Below are 23,408 nucleotides of genomic sequence, written 5' to 3'. Positions count from 1 at the left end.
CATGAGTGAAATACTAGAAGACATAACATCATCTTCATCATCGAATGAGAAAAAAGTAGTTGACAACCCTTTCCCTGGGTTGCGTCCATTTAAAATTGAAGAAAGCCATCTTTTCTTTGGTCGGGAAGGGCAAAGTGATGAAGTTCTTTTAAAGCTCTCAAAGCATCGGTTTGTTGGGGTAATCGGTCCATCAGGGAGTGGTAAATCATCATTTATCTATTGTGGCGTGCTTCCTATTCTTTATGGTGGATTCTTAACAGACACAAGCCCTGATTGGGAAGTAGTGGTTACCAGACCAGGTGCAGGCCCCATCGATAATCTTGCAGAATCGATAGTATCAAAGGATCCAGCCTATATTGCTGCTGATGATGAGGAGAAAAAGATCAAGAAAACCATCATAACCACTCTATTAAGAAGTAGTTCTCTTGGCTTAGTAGAAGCTGTATTACAATCAAGGAGGGCAACAGATAAGAATTACCTGATCCTTGTCGATCAGTTTGAAGAACTTTTCAGGTTTAAAGATAGTGATGACTCTACTGCAGTTAATGAAACTTTAGCGTTTGTTAATCTACTTATTGAAGCAATTAATTATTCCGATGTGCCCATTTACGTGGCCATCACCATGCGGTCAGATTTTATCGGAGATTGTGCTCAATTCCCAGATTTAACAAAGAAAATTAACGACAGCCACTATCTGATACCTCAAATGACAAGGGATCAGAAAAGAAGGGCCGTTGAAGGACCTGTCGCTGTGGGCGATGCTCAAATAGCTCAACGGTTAGTACAACAACTACTGAATGACTTGGGTGATAGCACCGATCAGTTGCCAATTCTACAACACGCATTAATGCGTACATGGGGCTATTGGTCAAAATATCGTGATAGAGAAGATGAACCTTTGGATATAAAGCATTATGAGGCGATTGGCACCATGTCTGAAGCCTTGTCAATGCACGCAAATGAGGCCTATGATGAGCTTACCGATGACCAAAAGCTGATATGTGAATCTATATTTAAGGCCATTACTGAAAAAAGAGGTGAGAATTTTGGTATTAGGCGTCCGACTCGCCTTGGTGAAATAGCCGCAATTGCCGATGTATCTGAAGAGGAAGTAATAGAAGTAATCGATAAATTCAGACACCCTAGCAGATCTTTATTGACTCCTGCGTATAGTGTGCCGCTGAATGGTAAATCGATGATAGATATCTCTCATGAAAGTTTGATGAGAATATGGGTGCGGTTGAAAAACTGGGTAGATGATGAAGCGGATGCCGTTCAAATGTATCTACGACTCTCAGAAGCAGCTGCCATGTACCAGGTAGGTAAAGCCGGCCTTTGGAGACCGCCCGATTTACAATTGGCACTGAACTGGCAGGCGAAGCACCGCCCTACCCTTGTTTGGGGTCAGCGTTATCATCCTGCTTTCGAGCGAACGATGATCTTCTTAGAGTATTCTAAGAAAGAATTTGAGACCGAACAACGAATTAAAGAACTTCAGGCTAAGAGAAGGCTGAGAAATGCGCGTATTGTTGCGCTTGTTCTTGCTGCCGCTACAGTAATATCACTTGGTTTCTTAGTATTTGCTTTTTATCAACAAACTATTGCTGAAAAAGAAAAGGCAAAAGCGGTTGCCAACGCAGAACTCGCCAAGAAAAATGAAGCGGAGGCAAATAAGCAAAAAGCAGCTGCCGAAAAGCAAAGAGAAATAGCAATTAAAAGTGAGGCAGCTGCTAAAGAGGCTGAAGCCATTGCACTTGAACAACGAGATATTGCAAACAATGCATTAAAAGAGGCTGAAACTCAGCGTTTAAGAGCAGAGGAAGGTGAGGAAGCAGCTAAACAAAGTGCAGAAAGAGCTCGCCAAGCACAATTAGCAGCAGAAGAAAGTGAGAAAGTGGCTAAAGAACAAAGGGCTGCCGCCCAAGCTGCCAAAGAAGCAGCCGATAAATTACGAATGCTCGCTATAGGTAAATCAATGGCCATTAAGTCTACACAATTACGTAGTGAACAGTCTACTCTAAAGGGTCTATTAGCACAACAGGCCTATATTTTTAACTCAGAAAATGGAGGTGACCAATATGATAATGATATCTTCAACGGCTTATATTATGCCATAAAGGAACTTGGCGATCCTTTGGTTGAAAGTTTAGGCGGACATGAAAAAGGAATTCGTGCTGTAGCTTCGTCCACAACTGGTAACAATATTTTTTCTGCTGATACACAAGGAAAAATTTTGAAGTGGTCCTTGAAAGGAGAGCATAGAGTGGCAGATACAATTATAAATTCAAGACCATATCACCTCATTAGATCAATAGATGTTTCTTCAGATAATTCAAGGCTTGTTGCAGGTGGTGAATTCCCTAATGTTGCGGGTAAAACTTATGTTGAGGTTTTTGATGTAAATAACAATCAAAAACGCACCATTAGTGGCTTCGAAAAAGAAGTTTGGAATATTATAATCACCCCTGACGATAAAGGATTCTTTGCGCTTGACAATGATGGTAAGTCGATTAAGAGGTCAGATTTTAATAGTGTTTCTGAAGTGGCAGCCACAACGGTTAGGTTAAATGATATAGCACTTTCGCATGATGGTAAGTACATTGTAGGTGCCGGTAACAACGGCAAAATATACTTATATGACGGAAACAAGAATTATGCTGAATCAGTCATTCACGATAATGGAACAAAAGTCTTGAATATTGCCATTAGCAATGATAATGTTATTGGATTGGGTGATGAGCGCGGATTGATTAAAGTATTTAAACTATTCGGCTCTACCTCTCCTACCCGCTTGGTAGGCCATAGTTCACCTATCGAAGACTTGAAGTTTAGTTCCGATGGAAGATTTTTGGCTTCAGCATCCAGAGATAAAACTGTAAGACTTTGGAATAGAAGTAATTACACTGCACAACCAATAAAATTAGACGATCACCCAGACTGGGTATTTACAGTGGCATTTAGTCCGGATAATTCTCAAGTCTTGGCAGGCACTAAAGAAGAAGTAGTTCGTGCATGGCCAACAGATATTGAAGTAATGGCCGATAAAATTTGCAAGAAAATAGATTCAAATATGTCTCAAGACGAATGGGATACCTACGTTGCTGATGACATAGAATATGAAAAAACATGTAACCAATATGCAAAAGGTAATTAGGCTTTATTCCCTATTGCTAGTAAGTACGGTATTATTTTGCGCCTTAGAAACTAAGGCGCAAACTGCTTGTACGCAAACGCTAAGACAAGCACGTACTGTTTTTGACGAAGGAAGAATTCATGAACTTGAACAACTGCTTTCTGATTGTATTGATAATGGATTCACGGATGATGAACGAACAGAGGCATACAGGCTTCTAATTCTTGCTCATATTTATCTTGATGAAACTGAAAAGGCAGATGATGCTATGTTGGAATTACTTCGTGATAATCATGGCTTTGAGATAAACCAGCAAGCAGACCCGGCAGAATTAATCAATCTATATAACACATTCAGGCACGATCCCATCTTCTTCTGGGGTTTCAGAGGTGGTTTTAATACTTCATTTGTCAATGTAATTGAAGCACATGGAGTACATAACCTTAATAATTCCAATGCAACCTATTCTAATCAACTAGGATTTGTTGTGGGTTTACTCATAGAAAAACGATTCGGAAAAAGAATAACGTTACGATCTGACCTTCAATACATCATTAACACTTTTGACCATTCCTATTCCATGTTTAGCAGGACTGACACCGGGGTAGACATAGTTAACTCAACTGTTTCAGAAACTCAAAATTCTGCGGGAATGTCATTAATGGGGCAATTCCGCTTATTTCCTGAAAAAGAAGCGATCAAAAAGAACAAATTTGAAAAGCTCAATCCTTATGTAGGCTTAGGAGTAACAGGGCGTTACATTTTAAGTAGTGCCCTTACTTTTGATGTAAGCAATAGCGCTGGTGCCTCACCAGATGGTGCCAGTGAAGATTTAATAGATGCAGAAATACGTAAGTCTTTCAACCCTACAGCTGATGTAGAATTCGGTATTAAGAAAGCCATTGGCCTTACATACCTCACAGCCGGTGTAAGATACAGTTATGGTTTCTTGGATATAACAGACAGGCATTACGATAATGGGCGGCTCACAACATTTTTTGGTTGGGGCGCCAATGACATAAATACTCATTCCCTTACCGCATTTATTGGTGTACTTATTCCGCAATATGTTCCTAAAAAGTTGACTAAATGAAAAATAGTTTAAAGCTGGCTTACACCTTATTTGTTACCTCCTCACTCCTGTTCACGGCTTGTAATGATGAAATGGATGCAGGACCAGGTGAATCAGAGACTTATATTAAACTTTACGGTAGTCAAAATAATGAAGTGCCAAATGATATGCTGTTAAACGCAGATGGCAGTATCATTATACTGGCTACTCAGGAGATTGTGCTAGATGAGACTTCCTTTAAAATTAAGGTATTGGCGTTAGATCAACTTGGTAATTTAATCTGGGAAAATAGCTATCCACAAAATGAAAGTACTGAATCTGTACTAAGCTATAAAGGTGGTTCTATCATTGCCAATGCTAATGGCAATGGTTACTTAATAATTGGTGAAAGTATAAATGCTGACAACCAAAACAGTGTACTCATCTTGGAAATAGATCAAACCGGTACGCAGGTAAATTCCACTGAATTTATGATTGATAACGGAAATACTCCGATTGCAGGAGTAGGTCTGGCACTAAACTCTCAAGGTGAAATCAAGGCTACTGGCCTAATTAGTTCTCCAAATAACAATTTATGGGTAGGCACATTTAGCAGCAACTTGGAGTTACTGCCGGAATGCTCTTTCCGCTATGCTTCTGCAGTATCTGATCCACAATTACTGAAATCAACTTTTACAAACTCAAACGATGAAGTTGTGTTTGGTTTAACTGGTTTTCAAACCACATCGAGCCGTCAGAATGGTAAACTGGTAAAGGTACCATCATGTCAACCAATTCCATTGTCTAGTCCATTTATTGTGAATGAATCAAATTCAATATCATACGCTACAAGTTTCATCACTAAAACATCCAGTGGATTTGCAATGGTGGGTACAAGAAACCCCGATGACGGTGGCGACATCTTTATTTCATTAGTTAATAGTGACGGTGTGCCCTTTACAAACGAACCAATTGTTTTTAATGAATTACCAGGAGGTCTGGTTTTAGTTGGTGATGAAGAGGGATTTTCCATAGAACAAACCAATGATGGTGGTTATCTTATTGGTGGATCATCGGAATCAAATTCCGATGGCGGTAGCGATATCATTTTGATAAAAACTAATCCTCAAGGAGTAGTACAGTGGCATCAATTTTACGGTGATCAGAATGATGAGGAGGCCAATATTTTAATGCAGTCTCCCGATGGCGGATACTTGATACTTGGCAATACAGAATTTGGAGGTATTAATACACTTATATTAATAAAAACTGACAGGGATGGCAACGTGATATAACTATCATCCACACATAAACGCTCTATAGGACAAAGAAAATTATCTTAATCAGAAATGAAAGGCTTTAATCAACTAATAATCAAACCTACAATACTTGTATTCATAGTATTATTCGCCCAGTCATTATCATTTGGGCAATTAGTCCAAATAGGTGGTTCTGAGAGTTTTGAAACAGCTGGTGGAGATATTGGCTATGTAACTGCAAACGAGTTTGATGATGTAGATGCAGAAGATGAGCATTTTCTATTAAGGTTACAAGATGGGAATTCAAAGCTGTACGCCAATATGGCTGGTGAAAATGGTACATGGTATTATGTATTTGGTAAGCAAGATGTTCCTGCAAACCCGAACGATCCGATAGGTATTATTGAACTTGATCCAATTGATATCTCGGACTATGGAGACATTGAAGTGAGAATGTTACTTGGTTCAACTCAGCCGGACCAATATGAAGATGGTGATAATTTAGAGATTTATGCCAATATTGACGGTGGTGGAGATGTATTAATTGGAAATTTTGAGCAAAATGGTGGAAATAGTCGATTAAGACAAGATACTGACCTTAACGGTAATGACGATGGCGGTGCTCCTGAGTTAACTGCAACATTTCAGTCTTTTACATTTCCTGTATCAGGCACGGGTAGCTCTTTGGTAATCAAAATTCAAGGAACTAATAATTCCGGTACAGGTAGAGAACAAACAACAGTAGATAATATTCGTGTTTTTGGGCAGCAAGTTTTATCTGCCGGAGCTTTAGCTACCCCTGCCAGTATATCTTCAATGGAAACAGCTTACAGTTCACCTAGTGCACCTCAAGTTGCCTCTCAGATTATTTTTGACTTTAACATTACAGTTGCATCAGGCGAAACAAGAGTACAGTTTGATGCCATTGATTTTCACCTTGCAGATATTGGTATAAATTGGGCTAATGTAATAGCTGATGCTCAATTGTATAGTGAACGTATTAGTGATAATGCACAGCAATTTACCATTACAAGCACTGGATTTAGTGGCACTAATAACTCAGTGTTAGAATTTACCGGAATTAATGATGGCAACAACCAAATTGGTGATGTCAACCAAGGTGAAGCAAAATTGTATCAACTAAGATTGAGACTATCATCAAGCATTCCTTTGCCCGAAAGAGAAGCAATTGACGGTGCGAATATCAATATTTCACTATCCAGCGCTGATTTTAATGTAACAAGTGGAACTATGTATGGCAGTAATACAGTAACCAGTGGCAATGTACCAATTGTTGTTACTGCCACGCGATATGCCGTAACAGCTCAACCTACTGTAGTTGCTCTGAATACAAATTTTGGTCTCACCGTTCAAGCTCAGGATCCAAACGGCAACCTGGATGTTGACAATACCAGTGCAGTAACCCTGGCACGTGGAACAGGAACTGGTTCATTATCTTCAGTGATTGATGCCGATTTAACAAGCAACTTATCTTCAGGTGAGTTCTCATGGACTGATCTACGATTTGATACCAATGAAATTTTTGATATTGATGCTACAGGGTCATTAACTACAGGAACTTCCGCTTCTATTGATGTATCTCCTTCTATTGCCTCTATTGTAGCTCCGGCTAATGACACCTATGCATTGGGTGAAAACGTTGACTTTACAGTTAATTTTGACGAACCAGTTACCATCACAGGTACACCCAGAATAGCCGTTACACTCGCCAACGGAGGGCCAGAATTTGCTACTTTTCAATCCGGCACATCACCTGGTACAGCCCATGTGTTCAGATATACTGTAGACAATAATGACCTTGATTCAGATGGTCTTGCACTAGTTTCACCTTTGCAATTAAATTCAGGAACAATCAATGATGCAGGTGGTAATCCGACTACATTAACATTTACGCCACCAAATACTACCGGTGTATTGGTTGATGGCGTTGCTCCCACAGTTTCTATCGGCACACCTAGTTTAACTGATGCCAATAACAGCTCTACAGTAGACTTTTCTATTAACTATTCAGGGGCTGATAATGTCAACCTGCAGGTTTCAGATGTCAACCTGATTGATGGTGGTTCAGGAACTTCTGCAAGTATTGCCATCTTGAACGGCACTACTTCCAACCCAACTGTTCGGTTAACTTCAATTACCGGTAACGGCACCCTGACCATTTCTATTGACCCGGCTACTTCCTCTGATAATGCCGGAAATACAGATGCCGGAGATGGTCCTGCCACTACGTTTAACGTAGACAATGACCCTCCAACCGTTTCTATTGGAGCACCTAGTTTAACTGATGCCAATAACAGTTCTATGGTTGACTTTTCTATTACCTATACAGGGGCTGATAACGTCAACCTTCAGGCTTCAGATGTCAACCTGATTGATGGTGGTTCAGGAACTTCTGCAAGCATCGCCATCCTGAATGGTACTACTTCCAACCCAACTGTTCGGTTAACTTCAATTACCGGTAACGGAACCCTGACCATTTCTATTGACCCGGCTACTTCTTCGGACAATGCCGGAAATACCGATGCCGGTGACGGGCCAGCTACTACATTTAATGTAGACAATGACCCTCCTACTGTTTCTATTGGAGCACCTAGTTTAACTGATGCCAACAACAGTTCTACGGTTGACTTTTCTATTACCTATACAGGGGCTGATAACGTCAACCTTCAGGCTTCAGATGTCAACCTGATTGATGGTGGTTCAGGAACTTCTGCAAGTATTGCCATCTTGAATGGGACTACTTCTAATCCTACCGTTAGGTTAACGTCAATAACTGGAAACGGAACCCTGACCATTTCTATTGACCCGGCTACTTCCTCTGATAATGCCGGAAATACAGATGCCGGAAATGGTCCTGCCACTACGTTTAACGTAGACAATGACCCTCCAACCGTTTCTATTGGAGCACCTAGTTTAACTGATGCCAACAACAGTTCTACGGTTGACTTTTCTATTACCTATACAGGGGCTGATAACGTCAACCTTCAGGCTTCAGATGTCAACCTGATTGATGGTGGTTCAGGAACCTCTGCAAGTATTGCCATCTTGAACGGCACTACTTCTAATCCTACCGTTAGGTTAACGTCAATAACTGGAAACGGAACCCTGACCATTTCTATTGACCCGGCTACTTCTTCTGATAATATTGGAAATACCGATGTTGGTGATGGGCCTGGTTTAACTTTTAACGTTGATAATACAGGTCCGACCTCAACAGCTACTTACACATTTAATATTGTTAATAATGGAGACCTTCAAAATGTAATGATCACCTTTAGTGAAGCAGTAACTGGAACACCTACAATTTCCCTTGTTGGCACTTCCTCCGGTTCTATTTTTTCAAATCAAGTTATGTCTGGTGCAGGTGATACATGGTCGTTTAACGCTGGCTCAGTCTGGACAGGCGATGAGACTATTACAATCACTTTAGGAACTGCTACAGATGCGTTAGGGAATCCTGTCAATACTAATCCTTCCAGCAATACTTTTGCTGTGGATAATACTGGAGCAAGAATATCTTCCATCATGCGAGCAGATTCAAACCCACATAACGCAGGTATAAATTCAGGTTCTGTAGATTTTGATGTTGTTTTTAACGAAACAGTTACGGGAGTAGATATCACTGATTTTTCATTCAACTCCTCGGGGCTCATTGGTGCTCCTTCAATTAGTGGTGTTAGTGGTTCTGGTCAGAATTACACTGCCACTGTTAGTGGTTTCGACCTAAATGATTCTTTTGCATCAGGTACATTAAATCTGGATTTAAATTCAACAGGCACCATATTAGATGCTACAGGTAATGATAATACTATAGCTACAGTAATTGGAGTTGATGAAACTTACACAATAATTAACCCAGAGCCTGCAGAAGATATTAATCAAGTATCTTTTATTTCAACCGGACAAACTAGTAATACGATAACGTTAAGTTGGACCAACTCAGCAACTGCACAGATTGCCTATCAACACTTGTTATTGGTAAAGGAAAGTGGTTCTTTTCCCAACCCTGCGGACGGCAACTTCATTGTCAATGATCTTGATTTAACGACAGGTACAACAGGGCAATTGGCAATTAACGTTCCACATGGACAAAATTCCTACATTGTTACAGGTTTAAATTCAGGTACCTCCTATGACTTTGAAATTTATCCTTACACAAACAGCGGCACTAATGTAAATTACCGTTCAAATACACCAGCAACTTTAACACAGTCTACGCCTGTAGCCTCGTTCTCACGTCTTGTAAATGTTACTTCAGCCGTAAGCCTATCATCTCTTACAGACACTCAAGGAGAAGCCATAGCAGCATCACCTTCCTTTAGATTTAACATTCATGATGACGGAGGTATAACTGACGATAATATAGCGGATAATGCTAAAACTGAATTTACACAAATAATATTTACTCAAGGGGCAGGAAACGCTATAGCAGATTGGACAACAGTAATTGCCGGTGCAAGATTAGAGGGCGATGAAGGGAATGATTTAAATAGTGAGGATGATGGCGGACAGGTTACTATTCAAAGTGATCGAATAATCTTCAGTGGCATTACCCATGGCAATGATAATCTTGGTGAAGTCGATGATGATGAAGAAAAAACGTATACACTTCGTATATGGCTTAGCTCCAATTTGCCTGACGGTATTGACAATCAAGATATCGTTTTTGAATTAGATGCTGCAAGTATTACTCCTGTAGTTGGTTCAAGCGGCTTTGACCCTGCATTTGACAATGTTAATTCATTTGACGGTAGAAATGCTATAGACATAGATGCAACACAATTGATTTGGAATGTACCTCCATCTGCAAATATTGGTGTAGGTGCAAGTTTTGCAAGTGCCTTAGAACTTTGGGCTACTGATGAAAACAATAACAGGGATTTAAACTTTGTAAACTCATTAGCCTCACTATCAAATTCTGGGGGAATTGGAATGGCCAATACACCTGTTGGAAGCCTGTTCACACTAGGCTCGTTAACTTTTCCATCCAACTTTAATTTCACTGGAGCAGGTGACGGTACGTTAACACCAACTGCAACAGGCCCTCTCACTTTAGTTAGTCCAACCTCAAATCCTATAACAGTGAGTTATTCCAATAATACAACCATAACGGCAGGCCCATATGTTTCAACTGTAAACCTTACTCCAGAACCAGGCTTCGAGCCATATATTAAAATAGCTGAGTTCCGTATTACTGACGATGATACTGGAACAACAATTAATGATGTAGTACCAACAGTATTGAGCAGTGCTGTGTTTACATTGGGCACGGGTACTAATCGAATTGAAACGAATTGGGACGAAATTATTCAAGAGGCTGTTTTGTTTGACGGAGGATCAGCGCAGATTATTACGCCACCTGCTATTGGTTCAAACACGCTTACCTTTGCTTCTATTCCAGCAGGATTGAATACTATACCAGATAGTAATTTTAAAATTTATCAATTATTTATTTTGTTAGCCCCAAATGCTGGGCCTAACGTAGCTGACATTATTGATAATAGAAACTTTGTATTCAACCTAAGCAGTGCAAATGTTAGTACAACTGCTGCAAGTAGTACTATAGCCGCTGCTCAATCAGTAGATACAAACAACTTGCATAACTACTTCGATATCACTGCGGATAATTTACAATTTGTAGACCAACCTTCGACAACATTTATTAATGAAACAATGTCTCCGAGTGTTTCTGTTGAAGCAAATGGTTTTATGGGAATTCGAGATTTAGACTATGCCGGAACAGCCCATCTTACTAGTACAGGTTCATTAGTATCAAGCCCCATTGCTGTTTCATTGACTTCCGGATTAGGTACATCACCAGCCATTGTGCACAACGCATTAGGAAACAGTTTAACACTCAGTGCAGTTGATGTTGGGGCTTTATTAACCAGTACGCCTGCCAGCACAGCCTTCAATATCATTCCTGGTAACGAAGAATCTGACGTTATTGCATCTTCATTCAGTTACGAAGAAAATATTATGTATGAATTATATACAGGAGCATTAAATAATTCATTTCCTAAGTTATTTGAAATTGATATAAATGATGGAACCAGTGGAGGCTCACCAACAGACACAGATGCACTCCCCACCAATGTTACTTCCATATCATTTGCTGTTAACAATTTTCAGCCACTGAATCAAATTGCCATATTTGACAATGGAAATAACCAAATAGGCTCTGCGGTACCAGCCGCGGGTTTGGTTACATTCAATTTTGCACCTGCTCTTGTTGTGCCAGATGATGGTAGTGTCAAACTACATTTAAGAGCATCTTACAATACAAGTGTAGTTGATAATACCCAGTTTTCTTTTACTGTTAGTTCGGTAGTTGCTAATGATCAAGGTTCTAGTTTTGAGTCCATAAATGGAGCACGCACTTCTGAAAGTGCAGCTACGTCTTCAATATCTGGTGATGACAATAGAATTGAAGTTACCAGGACACAACTAGTTTTTGATATCATAACAGCTGCTAGTTTAAATACTCCGTTTAACACGACAATTCGAGCTTTGGATAACAATAATAATTTGGATTTAGACTTCAATGAAACAGTAACCGATTTTTCAAACTCAGCGGGTCTAACAACAAATCCAGCCTCTATAACTGGCAATTTTAATCTAGGTATATTATCGCCAATTTTTGAATTTACTCAAGCTGCAGATGGAATAACATTAGAAGTTGAAACTGCAACATTTGACGGTACTCCCTTGGTCGCTGGTCTATCAAATTCATTTAATGTTAGCTCTTCGGATGAATCAAATATTATACTTGCGGCCACTCCTCCAGCTACTTTCCAGTATGTTAATTTCACTGATGCAGATATTACTGGGGCTGGTAACGCATATGAGTTAGCCAGATTTAGCATTAATGATGGTGGTATTGATTTGACAGATGACGATGGAGCTTCTACTACTCTTGACGAAATAACATTTTTTCTTACTAATGAAGATAATATCAGAAGCATAGCCATATACGATGGCATAACGGAGATTGATGAAATGGCAGGTGGTCCAGCCGTAATTAACTTTACTGGCTTAGGTTTAGAGGCAACTGATAATACAGCAAAAGAATTCATTGTTTATGTAACGTTTAATGAAGCAAATGTTACCGATGGAGAGCTACAACAAATTACAATTACAGATGTGGTGGAATTAGGTGGTTCTCTTTTCGAATTTGATCAAGGAGGTTTAGTTAACGGAACCGGTGCTGGTACTCCAGCCGGAACAAATGTCATTGATGTTGTGGCTACAGAGTATAACTTTGTCAATAGCCCTACCCCAAATACAGTAGAAGGTGTTGGAGTAGCTTTACTATCAACACCTAGTTTAGAAGCAGTTGATATCAATGGTATTATTGATACCAATTACAACGGGGCATTTAGCATTAATACTGGTGGTGCACTGATTAATTTTAATTCAGGAAACTTTACTAATGGCTTAGTTACACTTACCGGACTGCAGTATAACACCGTAGGTGATGGTACATTAACTTTAGTTGAAAATCCCTTAAATACTGTTACAAATGGTCAAGGATTCAATGTGTCATCTTCAGTAGAAGTGGTCACTACAGCATTCTCTCAAATTGATATTTCAGCTTATCCTCCACAAGACGAAACCGTACTTCCTTCCGGGATTACCAATAGGGTGTTAGTTGGTTTTAATCTAGATGCTCAATCAAATGATCCTGCATTTGAAGTTCATTTTACAAATGTAGAAATTGATTTCTCACAAGAGCACCTTGATATTTACGAGAATTTTAGAATCTACAAAATAGTTGGAGCAAGTACACAAATAAATGTTGGTTTTACACTTGTTCCTGGCTCATCGGTAGATTTAGGATTATCAACCAATTCAACAATCTTAATCAATGGGTTTGACGAAATCCTTGACTTAAATACTGATAATAGATACCTAATAGTAGCTGATGTATCAGTAGCAGCAGGTCCTAGCAGTGGTTCTATTTCTGCCTCTGTGACACCAAATACATCTTACTTAAATTCTGATAACGGTAACATGTTAGGAGCTACAGCGTTAGGCAATACATTTAGTTTTGTAGATAGTCGAGACCCTGAGATTTCTGCTACTTTCCCAGTAAATAAGAGTATTACGGCTCCTGAAGGAAATGCGAATTATTTCACTATAACATTTGATGAGGACGTATTCTCAAACAATCCGACTTTCCGCTTGTTTGATTTTGCAACCAATAATCTGGTTTCAGAACATTTTACTTTTGAACCAGCTGGCGGGATTGAACCTGATAAAACATACAATGTACAGTTTTATCAAACAGACTTGTTAATCGCACCCGTAGTATTAACAGGAGGTTTCCGTTACTATATTACTTTACAACAAAACGGATTTATTGATCAGGCAGGAAATACAAATAAAACTGCCAACACAGGTGCAACAGACCCAGAGAATGATATCACTAACAAAGGTTTTTGGAACTTTACTACAATAGATGATATTCCTCCACAATTTAAATTTGATGTAGATAATAGTGAACTCTTACAAAATACTTATGATTTAGGGTTCGATTTAAAAGTAAAATTAAATGAACCAGCAACTATCTTTGTTAGAGTGCTTCCAGCAGGTTCAACTGATGGTGATGTTGCAGATTTGTTTACTAATCCTGATGCCACTGTTTCAGCGCCTTCTGAGGATAGTTTTTACTTTGTTCCACTCAGAGGGCTATCCTCTGGCACAACTTACGATATTTATGTTGGTGCAGAGGACGTTGGAGGTAACCCCAATACGTTTCCAACTAATATAGATTTACAAAGTATACAGCGAATAACTGTACCTACAAATTCTGATAGTGGTTCCGACCCTGTAATTCTCGATGAAATTGACGTTGAATTATGTGTTGGAGAATTTCAATTGATAAATGCTCCAATATCAATTATCGAATCGGCTGATGATATATTTGAAACAACCAACAACATTATTGATATAATTTTGCCAAATGGCTATCAATTTAATACTGCTGCCGGACAGGCAACGGCCTTACCTTTCGAAGGATCTGGAGATTTATCAGATATCAATTTAAATTATATAAACAATTCTACCTTAAGGCTATCTTTTATTGCTGATAACCAAAATGATAGGGATGAAGTAAGAATTACCAATCTAGAAATTAAGGCTGATGTGACAGCTTCAAGCGGTGTTATTTCTGTTAATTCAAACATCACAGGTTTGTTCGATTTACCAGCAATTAATTTAAATTTAACACCACCTTCAGTTGCTACATTTAGCCTCAATCCACCTAGTACAGTTATTAATACCAGTATACCAGATCAAGAAATTCAACTTACTCAAGATATTCCGGTAGATGAATTTGTTGGAGCTACTTATGAATTTAGTGGCCCAGGTGTTGTAGATGATATACTTTATGTTGACTTAGCAGGACTAGGCTTCAAAACAATAACGCTAACACAAACGAGTCAATTTGGGTGTCAATCAGTTGGAAGCACAGAAATCAATATCGTAAACAATCAGTTTACAGGCTTAGACTTTAACTATTGTTCTAACCAGCCAGTGGTTCCCATAACAATTGACGGGGAAGGCAGTTTGCTTGGTTATCGACTTACCGACCTTTCGGTTAGTCTTGATGGAATACCAGTTGAAAGGCAAGCTGATTTGAATAGTTTTGTTACAGATGGTTCAACCTATTCATTTATCCCCGAAATGGCGATCCCTGACGATAATAACGAAGAATTTGTTGAGTTGCTTTTTGAAGGAGAATATACAAATAATCAAGATAATAACGATGTAATTTCATTGTCACAAACTGTTAGAGTTTATCCTATTCCAACTATATCATTAACTAGTAGTACATTTCCTGATGATGTAGACGGCACAATTGAAGTATGCGAAGACTTTGGAAATATTATTTTTGTTGGCCAGCCAGAAGAAAGCAATCAGGCGAATGGTGAATATGAATTATTTAATAATAATACATTGCAAGATGGAACCAGTGAGATTATTCTTAATTCAGATGGAAGCATAACCATTAATTCACAAGCTGTGGCAAATAATGCAAATCTAGGCCCAGGTTTGTATACGCTTAGATATTCCTATCAAAACAACATTTCAACTTGTAATGGCATAGCGGAAATACTACTTTTCATCTACGACAAGCCAACTGTAGATTTCACTTTTAATAACAGTTGTGAAGATCAAGAAACCAATTTTGTTTCAAGCGTAAGTAGCTCATTCAGTGATCTAACAGGCGCATTATACGAATGGGACTTTGATGATCTATCTGCTGTCAGTAATGAAGAAAACCCTACACACATTTTTGATTCGGATGGTAATAATGATGTATCCCTTACAGTTACTACCGACAAAGGGTGCTTTAATGAAGCTGTAGTTTCTGTTGCAGTAGGTGCAATCCCTCAAACATCATTTAACTTTACTGGAGTTAATATTTCAGATGAATTTGTATTCACCAGTACCACACCAGACCCTAGTGCATCACCTACGGATAATATTAATGAGTACTTATGGGATTTTGGTGATGGAAATTCATCGATCGTAACCAACCCGACTAATACAGAAGCAAGACATACTTATAATGCCACTCTTTTAGATACTGTCAGACTAACCGTTACTTCAACCTTAGGTTGTTCTGAAACATTGGCTAAGCCATTGGCTGTTCTTGATAAGTTTGATCCTATTACTGCACCAAGTAATGGTTTTGAAACAGATGCCGAAGGTTGGGTTACTCTTACTTCTGTAGGTAATTCATGGACATTATCTTCAAACAATGCTGATATTCAGCAAGACGGTAATAACCTGTGGGTAACCAATCCTAACCAGCCGTATTTAGAAAATGAAACATCATACGTCTACAGCCCTACATATGATTTCTCCTCCATTGACAGGCCTTTGGTTTCTTTTGATGCTTTCTGGGACCTGGTAAATGGTGGTGTTTTACTTCAATATTCAACTGACAATTTAAATATAGCAGACCCACAAAAGAACTGGGAAATATTAGGAGAAGGAGAGTTAAATTCTGGTGAAGATTGGTATAACAGAACGGAACTATCATTACCTACGGTAAATACTGGAATTGCTTGGTCGGATAGTGTTGGATTACAAGAGCCACGTCATGTGTTAGATTTTATTACAGCAGCTAATAGAAATAATGTAAACTTTAGATTCGCCTTTCTATCACAAGACTCGGATCCATCAAGACCTGGTTTCGCATTTGACAACTTTGTAATTGGCGAGAGAACACGTACAGTACTTCTAGAGAATTTTACAAACTCCTCGGAAACAACCATTACACTTAATCAAAGTAATTTCTTAAAAGGCTTTGATATTGAAGATGAAGTGGGAACAATCCTTGTAAAAGTAAATTATCATACCGACTTCCCTGGTGATGATCCAATTAATGAAGCAAACAAGGTAGATCCAAGTGCAAGGGCGTTGTTTTATGATGTAACACAAACACCTAAAGCGATCATTGATGGTACCATTACTGATCCGGAAGGTAGACCATTCTCACAATGGGGTGAAGATAGTTTCAATTTACGTTCACTCATATTGGCTGAGTTTGAGATTGGCTTAAATGTGACAGCCGCTAACGGAGAGTTACTTATTGAAGCCACTCCTATTCCGCAAACTAATGGTGTACTTAACGAAGACCTGATTTTGATGGCTATGGTACTTGAGAAAGAAGTTACATTAAATGAATTAGGTGTAAGCAGCGTGCCAAGTGGAGAAAATGATTTTGAATTCGTCCTCAGAAAGTTGCTACCAAATGCAGCCGGTAGAGTATTAAATACAGAAGGAGCCACTAGTGGTACACCTATGGCAACGCAAACATTTAGCTGGTCACCAATCAATGTAATTGATCCTACTGACTTGGCCGTTGTGGTAATCGTGCAAAACGAAAATACCAAAGAAGTTTACCAGTCAGAGATTTGGTTAGACGTTCCTGATCCGGGAGCTATTACAGGACTTAAAGATGGCATTAGTTCAACTAATTTTACCCTCTACCCTAACCCTGCAAATACTCAATTGAATTTACTGGTAAGTAGTGACTTGGTAGGCAAAACGCTTAGAGTATATGACAATTTTGGAAAATTGATATTAGATAGAGAAATAAGTGCAACAGAGATAAGTCTAGATACGCGTGATTATGCATCAGGTATGTATCATATCCAAATCATAAACGATACACAAATTTTCAGAGAAAGAGTTATCATTAGTCATAATGATAGATAAGTTTTAGTAGGATGATCAGTAAGGATGATTCATGAATCATCCTTACTGATGCTGAAACTGTTCATGAAGTGTTTCATAGCATCATTTTCTTTTATAGGATACTTGTTATGCAATAAATCCGCTTCCCACTTCAAGGGATTGTCTTCAATGTATCGAATGATATTATCTAGCTCACGGTCATTTCTCACCACTCTCTCAAAATAATTCGGCTGCCATTTAAATGGCCGTGTTCCTTCTTGTTGTTCAAAATAATCATTTATTGTTTTAGAAGAAGTCATTTTAAACTTTCCTATAAGCTTAGATAGCTTCATTCTTCTGCGCTGCTTAATATCTAAATGATCAATAGGCTGATCATTTTCTTGGTTGGTGATTTCAATTACCCCATGAAAATGGTTGGGCATAAGTACATGTGATAAACTTTGGCAATTGGCATCAAAAATCTCTTGCCACGTATTTTCAACAATATCTCTCAAAGCTTCTTCCTGAGTAGTTGATCGATGAGGTAATCCAAAATGTTCCTCTCTAAATTTTGTGACTATTGTGATAAAATACTGTCCAGGCCAGGAGTAATCGTAGAAAGGAAGCCTTATAGATTTTCTCTGTTTCATAAACACACTTTATCGTTAGGATGATTCATGAATCATCCTAACCTCTGTAAACAACAAAGCCCGAGTATTTCTACTCAGGCTTCTTGTTATGTCGGGGCGGCAGGATTCGAACCTGCGACCCCCTGGTCCCAAACCAGGTACGCTAACCGGACTGCGCTACGCCCCGAACTTTATGTGGTGATCCCGCAGGGACTCGAACCCCGAACCTACTGCTTAGAAGGCAGTTGCTCTATCCAGTTGAGCTACGGAACCGAAAAGTCTTCTGCGGAGAGAGGGGGATTCGAACCCCCGGTACCCGATAAAAGGTACGACAGTTTAGCAAACTGTTGGTTTCAGCCACTCACCCACCTCTCCGAAACGGATAATCAGAATCTTTTTTCTGACCGTCTCAAAATTGAGAGTGCAAATATAAACGAACATAGTTAAGTATTGCAAGTACAATTAAAATTAAATGTCAGGGAATTTTTGATAGCATTTAACGTTATTTATGACTAGCGGTATTTGGCTAAAAAAAGGCCTTTTATATATTTGCGCAGTTCCAAAAAAATAGAACGTATGAATTGGTTATATACAATTTCAACAACTGAATTAGCAATTATTGCCATATTCTGCATTCTATATATCGCCTATATCCTCAGAGTAATGAACACTTCATTTAAACTAGGTGTGGGCTTCGAAAAAGTATTTATCAAAGCAATACTAAGGTTTATAGTCTTTGCTTTACTCATTGTAGCATTATTAGGCCCTTCCTTTGGCGAATCGAAAAGAGAAGTTAAATCTGTTGGTAAAGATATATTTCTATTAGTTGATTTATCTCAATCGATGAATGCGTCAGACATACAACCAACACGATTAGAGAAACTAAAATTTGAACTTAAGAATATCATAGAATCGTTTAGTTCTGATCGGTTGGGAATTATCATATTCTCTTCGGAAGCCTTTATGCAATCTCCCCTTACCTATGATCAAAATGCGCTTAACCTTTTTGTAGAAACATTACATACCAATTTGGTTCCAAATGCAGGTACTGATTTTGGCCCACCACTTAGAATGGCTTTAGAAAAGCTCAATGAGGACGAATCGCCTCTTACTTCTCAAAAATCTAAAATTATATTGCTTATAAGCGATGGTGAAGACTTTGGAGAAAGCACGGAGGATATTGCCAACGATATAGCAGATCAGGACATTAAGTTGTTTACCTTAGGCATTGGAACAGAAAGAGGAAGTAAAATTCTCACCAGAAATGGCTACAAGAAAGACAGAAATGGAAACGATGTAGTCACCAAACTAGATTCCAGGTCTTTAAAAAATCTGGCTAATAATACAGATGGACAGTATTTTGAGATCAATGAAACTAATAACGACATAAATCGATTAATCAATAAAATAAACACCATTGAAGGTGAACTTAGAGATACTAAACAAGTTGATGTATCTGCCAACAGATATTATTACTTTTTGATGGCAGCACTACTGTTACTTTTTATCGATATCATCACTAACGTGAAAGTGATTAGAATATGAAGTCAATTCTAGCAACCATATTATCTATTGCACTTTTTGGTGGTTTTAATGACATCGCCACAGTTAACGAGCTTAAAAACCGGGCAAAAAAGGCCTATAATTCGGGAGACTATGAGAAAGCTCTTGGCCATTATATAATGCTCACAGACTCACTTGGTGTAAAAGATGAAAACATAACACTCAATTTGGCAAACACCTATTACAAATTGAATGACACCACTGCGGCCATCAATAATTACTCTAATGTTTTAAGCAGTAAAGATCGATCGATAAAGACGGTTGCCCACCAACAGCTTGGAATTATTAATAATAAGAATAAGAAGTTTGAAGAAGCACTTAGCCACTTCAAAGAATCTTTGAAAGCAGACCCTACTAATGAGGAATCAAGATACAACTATGAACTCCTGAAAAAAATATTGGAAGAGCAAAAGAAGCAGCAGGATCAGAATAAAGACCAACAAAACAAAGATCAAAACAAAGATCAGCAGAAAAATAAGGACCAGGAGCAAAATAAGGATCAGGAACAAAACAAAGACAAGCAAAACGAAGATCAGCAACAAGAGGATCAAAAAAATAAAGAAGGAGAACAAAAAGACGAGAAAGAAAAAGGGGAACAAGAAAAGAAGAAAGAGCAAGGTGAAGAAGATGAGCAGAAAAAAGAGCAGAAACCTGAAGAACAGGAAGGAAAACCCGAAGAGGAAAAACCAGCTAACCAAGACCCTTCATTCTCTGAAAAACTAAAAGAAATGAATATTTCGGAAGAAAAAGCTAAGATGATTTTGGAAGCTATGAAAAACAACGAGATTCAATATTATCAGCAGAATAAGAGGAAGGCAAAGAAGAAAAAAGACCCGGATAAACCTGACTGGTAGAATTGTAGTGAACCACCTTTTTATCTCATATGTTATTTCATAGATTTGCGAACCTAACGCTAGTTAGGCAATTTCTAATTTAACTTAAATTCCATGAAAGAAGTATATATCGTTTCAGCAGTGCGAACTCCAATAGGAAGCTTTGGAGGTAGTTTAGCTAATATTCCAGCTACAAAATTAGGCTCAATAGCTGTAAAAGGCGCTTTAGAAAAAGCGGGCATAGATGCTAAAGAGGTTAATGAGGTGTACTTGGGTAATGTGGTCAGTTCAGGTCTTGGACAGGCTCCTGCACGTCAAGCGGCAATAGGTGCTGGTATTGGCTATAATGTACCATGCACAACTGTAAACAAAGTATGTTCTTCAGGTATGAAAACGGTAATGCTCGGTGCACAGTCAATCATGCTAGGTATTAATGATGTAGTAGTAACCGGAGGTTTTGAAAACATGTCGAGTGTGCCTTACTACCTGCCAAATGCAAGGTTTGGTTATAAGTATGGAAATGGACAGTTGGTTGATGGCTTGATGCACGATGGCCTTTGGGAGGTTTATAACGGTTTCCCAATGGGTAACTGCGCTGATAATACTGCTAAAGAAATGAACATTTCCAGAGAAGAGCAGGATGAATATGCTATCAATTCATACAAAAGAAGTGCGGCTAGCTGGGAAGCAGGGCGGTTCAAAGATGAAATTGTTCCTGTAGAAATTCCTCAAAGAAAAGGTGATCCTATAATGTTCTCTGAGGATGAAGAATATAAGAATGTAAACTTTGAGAAAATCCCTGGCTTAAGACCTGTTTTCTCGAAGGAAGGAACAGTAACAGCAGCTAACGCGTCAACCATTAATGATGGTGCTTCTTCAATTATTCTAGTGAGCGAAGAAAAATTGAAAGAGTTAAACCTTACTCCTATTGCTAAAATAAGAGGGTTTGCTGATGCGGCACAAGAGCCAATTTGGTTTACAACAGCTCCTGCTTTAGCGATACCAAAAGCTATTAAAAATGCAGGTATCAGCAAAAATGATGTTGATTTCTACGAAATTAATGAAGCATTTTCTGTTGTTGCTCTGGCTAACAACAAACAGCTCGAACTGGATGCTAGTAAAGTAAACGTAAACGGTGGTTCAGTATCTTTAGGTCACCCACTTGGTGCATCTGGTGCTAGAATTATGACTACTTTAACAAGTGTATTAAAACAAAACAATGCAAAAATAGGTGTTGCAGGCATTTGCAACGGTGGCGGAGGTGCTTCGGCCATTGTGATAGAGAATCTGTAATTATCCACTTAAAATAATATTATAAATAGCCCTGCGTTATCGTAGGGCTATTTTAATTTTGGACTATGGTTAAACTTCATCTTACTACTCTCCTTCTTATATTCATTACCATGATAGATCTAATGGCACAACAAAAAGTTGTGACCTATTACGATCCTGAAGAAAGTATAATAAAAGAGGTGTACTATACTAAACAGAATCAACCTGATTTTCTGGAAGGTGAGTATAAAAAATACCATTCAAATGGCAAGCTAGCTACTGAAGGAAATTTCTTAAATGGTTATAAAAATGGAGAGTTTAAGGAGTACTATGAGAATGGTAAACTGAATCGTATCATACACTTTAAAGATGGTATAAAAGAGGGTGCAGTTGAAGTTTACAATGAGTCAGGGCAATTGATTCAAACAGCAAATTTTACCTCTAACAAGTTAACTGACAGCCTCTACATTTACTTTCCAGATGGTTCTATAAGAAGTCGAGGGTACTTTGTTAATGACAAACCCGATGGGCTGTTAGAGGAATACTATGAAAATGGAAAGCTTCGAAGAGAAATTACCTATAAAAGCGGACAACAAACCGGAATAACAAAAACTTACTACGCCAGCGGTCAGTTACAAACTGACGGTAACTATTTAAATGGCATACTCAATGGGTATTATATCACCTATTTTCCAAACGGACAGATAGAAACTGAAAGTTCTCTAATTGAAGGTTCAAAGTCTGGGGTATTTAAAAATTACGATTCACTAGGGCAGCTACTTCTTGAAGGTAATTATTTGGAAGGAGTTTTACATGGCCCAAATAAAGCGTTCTATTCCGATGGCAAACCAAAGCACAACATTACCTACGCAAATGGAAAATTAACTGGAACAAACTCCTATTATTATCCATCAGGTAAGTTAGAAAAGCTAATTGAGTTAAATAAGGATGGCTACCAAATTACCAAGTATTATAGCCCATCAGAGGTGCTTTTGAAGAAAGAGATATACCTGAACGATCAACCTGAAAAAACATGGGTGCACTATGATAGTTTGGGTCAAATCAAAAAAGAAGTTCCTTATACTACTGGCAAAGTCAATGGTATTATAAAAGAATATTATTCATCGGGCAAACTAAAATCAGAAAGCTCCTTTAAGTATGACGTTAAGTACGGAGACTATAAAACATACTATGAAACTGGTGAGCTAGAAAGCATTACACCATTTAGAAATGATATTAAACATGGTATTTTCAAAAAGTACGCTAAAAACGGCAGCATTATTACATCAGGTGAGTTCGCAGGCAATAGAGTGGTAAATGAATGGAAATATTATGATGATGACGGAAATTGGGTTAAAACCGAAGTCTATCAAGCTGGAAAACTTCTTAGAACTATAGAACCCGAAGAGGAAGAAAGTAATTAAAAATTCAACTAACATTTCAATTATTAAAATG

9 protein-coding genes and 3 tRNA genes are annotated in these 23,408 nt (G+C 38.4%); 8 read left to right on the top strand and 4 right to left on the bottom strand.

Features of this window, described 5'->3' with window-relative positions; translation table 11 throughout:
- Position 1: 1 nt before the first annotated feature.
- From JR347_RS11650 to JR347_RS11635, 4 genes are read left to right on the top strand one after another with little or no spacing between them, the layout of a single operon-like run.
- A complete protein-coding gene (locus JR347_RS11650; RefSeq protein ID WP_205720780.1) occupies positions 2 to 3,154 on the top strand; it encodes an nSTAND1 domain-containing NTPase in 3,153 nt (1,050 codons plus the stop codon).
- The gene (locus JR347_RS11645; protein ID WP_205720779.1) at positions 3,117 to 4,226 is read left to right on the top strand and encodes an outer membrane beta-barrel protein; all 1,110 of its coding nucleotides are present in this window, start codon (positions 3,117 to 3,119) and stop codon (positions 4,224 to 4,226) included. The genes JR347_RS11650 and JR347_RS11645 overlap by 38 nt, the downstream gene beginning before the upstream one ends.
- Positions 4,223 to 5,479, top strand: coding sequence for a hypothetical protein (locus JR347_RS11640; protein ID WP_205720778.1), 1,257 nt, complete (start codon positions 4,223 to 4,225; stop codon positions 5,477 to 5,479). The genes JR347_RS11645 and JR347_RS11640 overlap by 4 nt, the downstream gene beginning before the upstream one ends.
- A gap of 54 nt (positions 5,480 to 5,533) precedes the next feature.
- Positions 5,534 to 17,698 (top strand): PKD domain-containing protein, encoded by a 12,165-nt coding sequence (locus JR347_RS11635; RefSeq protein WP_205720777.1) that lies wholly within the window; start codon positions 5,534 to 5,536, stop codon positions 17,696 to 17,698.
- 29 nt (positions 17,699 to 17,727) lie between these two features.
- Here the strand turns inward: JR347_RS11635 and JR347_RS11630 are convergent, their stop codons facing one another.
- From JR347_RS11630 to JR347_RS11615, 4 genes are all read right to left on the bottom strand, one after another.
- The gene (locus tag JR347_RS11630; RefSeq protein WP_205720776.1) at positions 17,728 to 18,306 is read right to left on the bottom strand and encodes a transposase; all 579 of its coding nucleotides are present in this window, start codon (positions 18,304 to 18,306) and stop codon (positions 17,728 to 17,730) included.
- A 91-nt stretch (positions 18,307 to 18,397) separates the two neighbouring features.
- Positions 18,398 to 18,472: transfer RNA gene (locus JR347_RS11625), tRNA-Pro, on the bottom strand.
- 9 nt (positions 18,473 to 18,481) lie between these two features.
- Positions 18,482 to 18,558 (bottom strand) — tRNA-Arg (locus tag JR347_RS11620).
- 13 nt (positions 18,559 to 18,571) lie between these two features.
- Positions 18,572 to 18,660: transfer RNA gene (locus tag JR347_RS11615), tRNA-Ser, on the bottom strand.
- A 201-nt stretch (positions 18,661 to 18,861) separates the two neighbouring features.
- Here JR347_RS11615 and JR347_RS11610 point away from each other — a divergent pair.
- The 4 genes from JR347_RS11610 to JR347_RS11595 all read left to right on the top strand — a co-directional run bounded on the left by JR347_RS11610 (position 18,862) and on the right by JR347_RS11595 (position 23,377).
- Positions 18,862 to 19,830 carry a vWA domain-containing protein gene (locus tag JR347_RS11610; protein ID WP_205720775.1) on the top strand — a complete coding sequence of 323 codons (969 nt, stop codon included), beginning with the start codon at positions 18,862 to 18,864 and terminating at the stop codon, positions 19,828 to 19,830.
- A complete protein-coding gene (locus JR347_RS11605) occupies positions 19,827 to 20,702 on the top strand; it encodes a tetratricopeptide repeat protein (RefSeq protein ID WP_205720774.1) in 876 nt (291 codons plus the stop codon). Before JR347_RS11610 ends, JR347_RS11605 begins: the two co-directional genes overlap by 4 nt.
- Positions 20,703 to 20,795: 93 nt before the next feature.
- Positions 20,796 to 21,974: an acetyl-CoA C-acyltransferase gene (locus tag JR347_RS11600; RefSeq protein ID WP_205720773.1), complete on the top strand. Its 1,179-nt coding sequence runs from the start codon at positions 20,796 to 20,798 to the stop codon at positions 21,972 to 21,974.
- 65 nt (positions 21,975 to 22,039) lie between these two features.
- Positions 22,040 to 23,377 (top strand): toxin-antitoxin system YwqK family antitoxin, encoded by a 1,338-nt coding sequence (locus JR347_RS11595; protein WP_205720772.1) that lies wholly within the window; start codon positions 22,040 to 22,042, stop codon positions 23,375 to 23,377.
- Positions 23,378 to 23,408 lie beyond the last annotated feature (31 nt).

The sequence above is a fragment of the Fulvivirga lutea genome (assembly GCF_017068455.1).
GTDB lineage: Bacteria > Bacteroidota > Bacteroidia > Cytophagales > Cyclobacteriaceae > Fulvivirga > Fulvivirga lutea.
The sequence above is the reverse complement of the archived record's forward strand: the minus strand, read 5'-3'. Positions and strand labels throughout refer to the sequence as shown.

Excerpts from the sequence above, each read along its gene's own strand:
- JR347_RS11645 (WP_205720779.1), top strand. The coding sequence starts at position 3,117 with ATGAAAAAACATGTAACCAATATGCAAAAGGTAATTAGGCTTTATTCC.
- JR347_RS11635 (WP_205720777.1), top strand. The coding sequence starts at position 5,534 with ATGAAAGGCTTTAATCAACTAATAATCAAACCTACAATACTTGTATTC.
- JR347_RS11600 (WP_205720773.1), top strand. The coding sequence starts at position 20,796 with ATGAAAGAAGTATATATCGTTTCAGCAGTGCGAACTCCAATAGGAAGC.
- JR347_RS11650 (WP_205720780.1), top strand. The coding sequence starts at position 2 with ATGAGTGAAATACTAGAAGACATAACATCATCTTCATCATCGAATGAG.
- JR347_RS11640 (WP_205720778.1), top strand. The coding sequence starts at position 4,223 with ATGAAAAATAGTTTAAAGCTGGCTTACACCTTATTTGTTACCTCCTCA.
- JR347_RS11630 (WP_205720776.1), bottom strand. The coding sequence starts at position 18,306 with ATGAAACAGAGAAAATCTATAAGGCTTCCTTTCTACGATTACTCCTGG.
- JR347_RS11595 (WP_205720772.1), top strand. The coding sequence starts at position 22,040 with ATGGTTAAACTTCATCTTACTACTCTCCTTCTTATATTCATTACCATG.
- JR347_RS11610 (WP_205720775.1), top strand. The coding sequence starts at position 18,862 with ATGAATTGGTTATATACAATTTCAACAACTGAATTAGCAATTATTGCC.
- JR347_RS11605 (WP_205720774.1), top strand. The coding sequence starts at position 19,827 with ATGAAGTCAATTCTAGCAACCATATTATCTATTGCACTTTTTGGTGGT.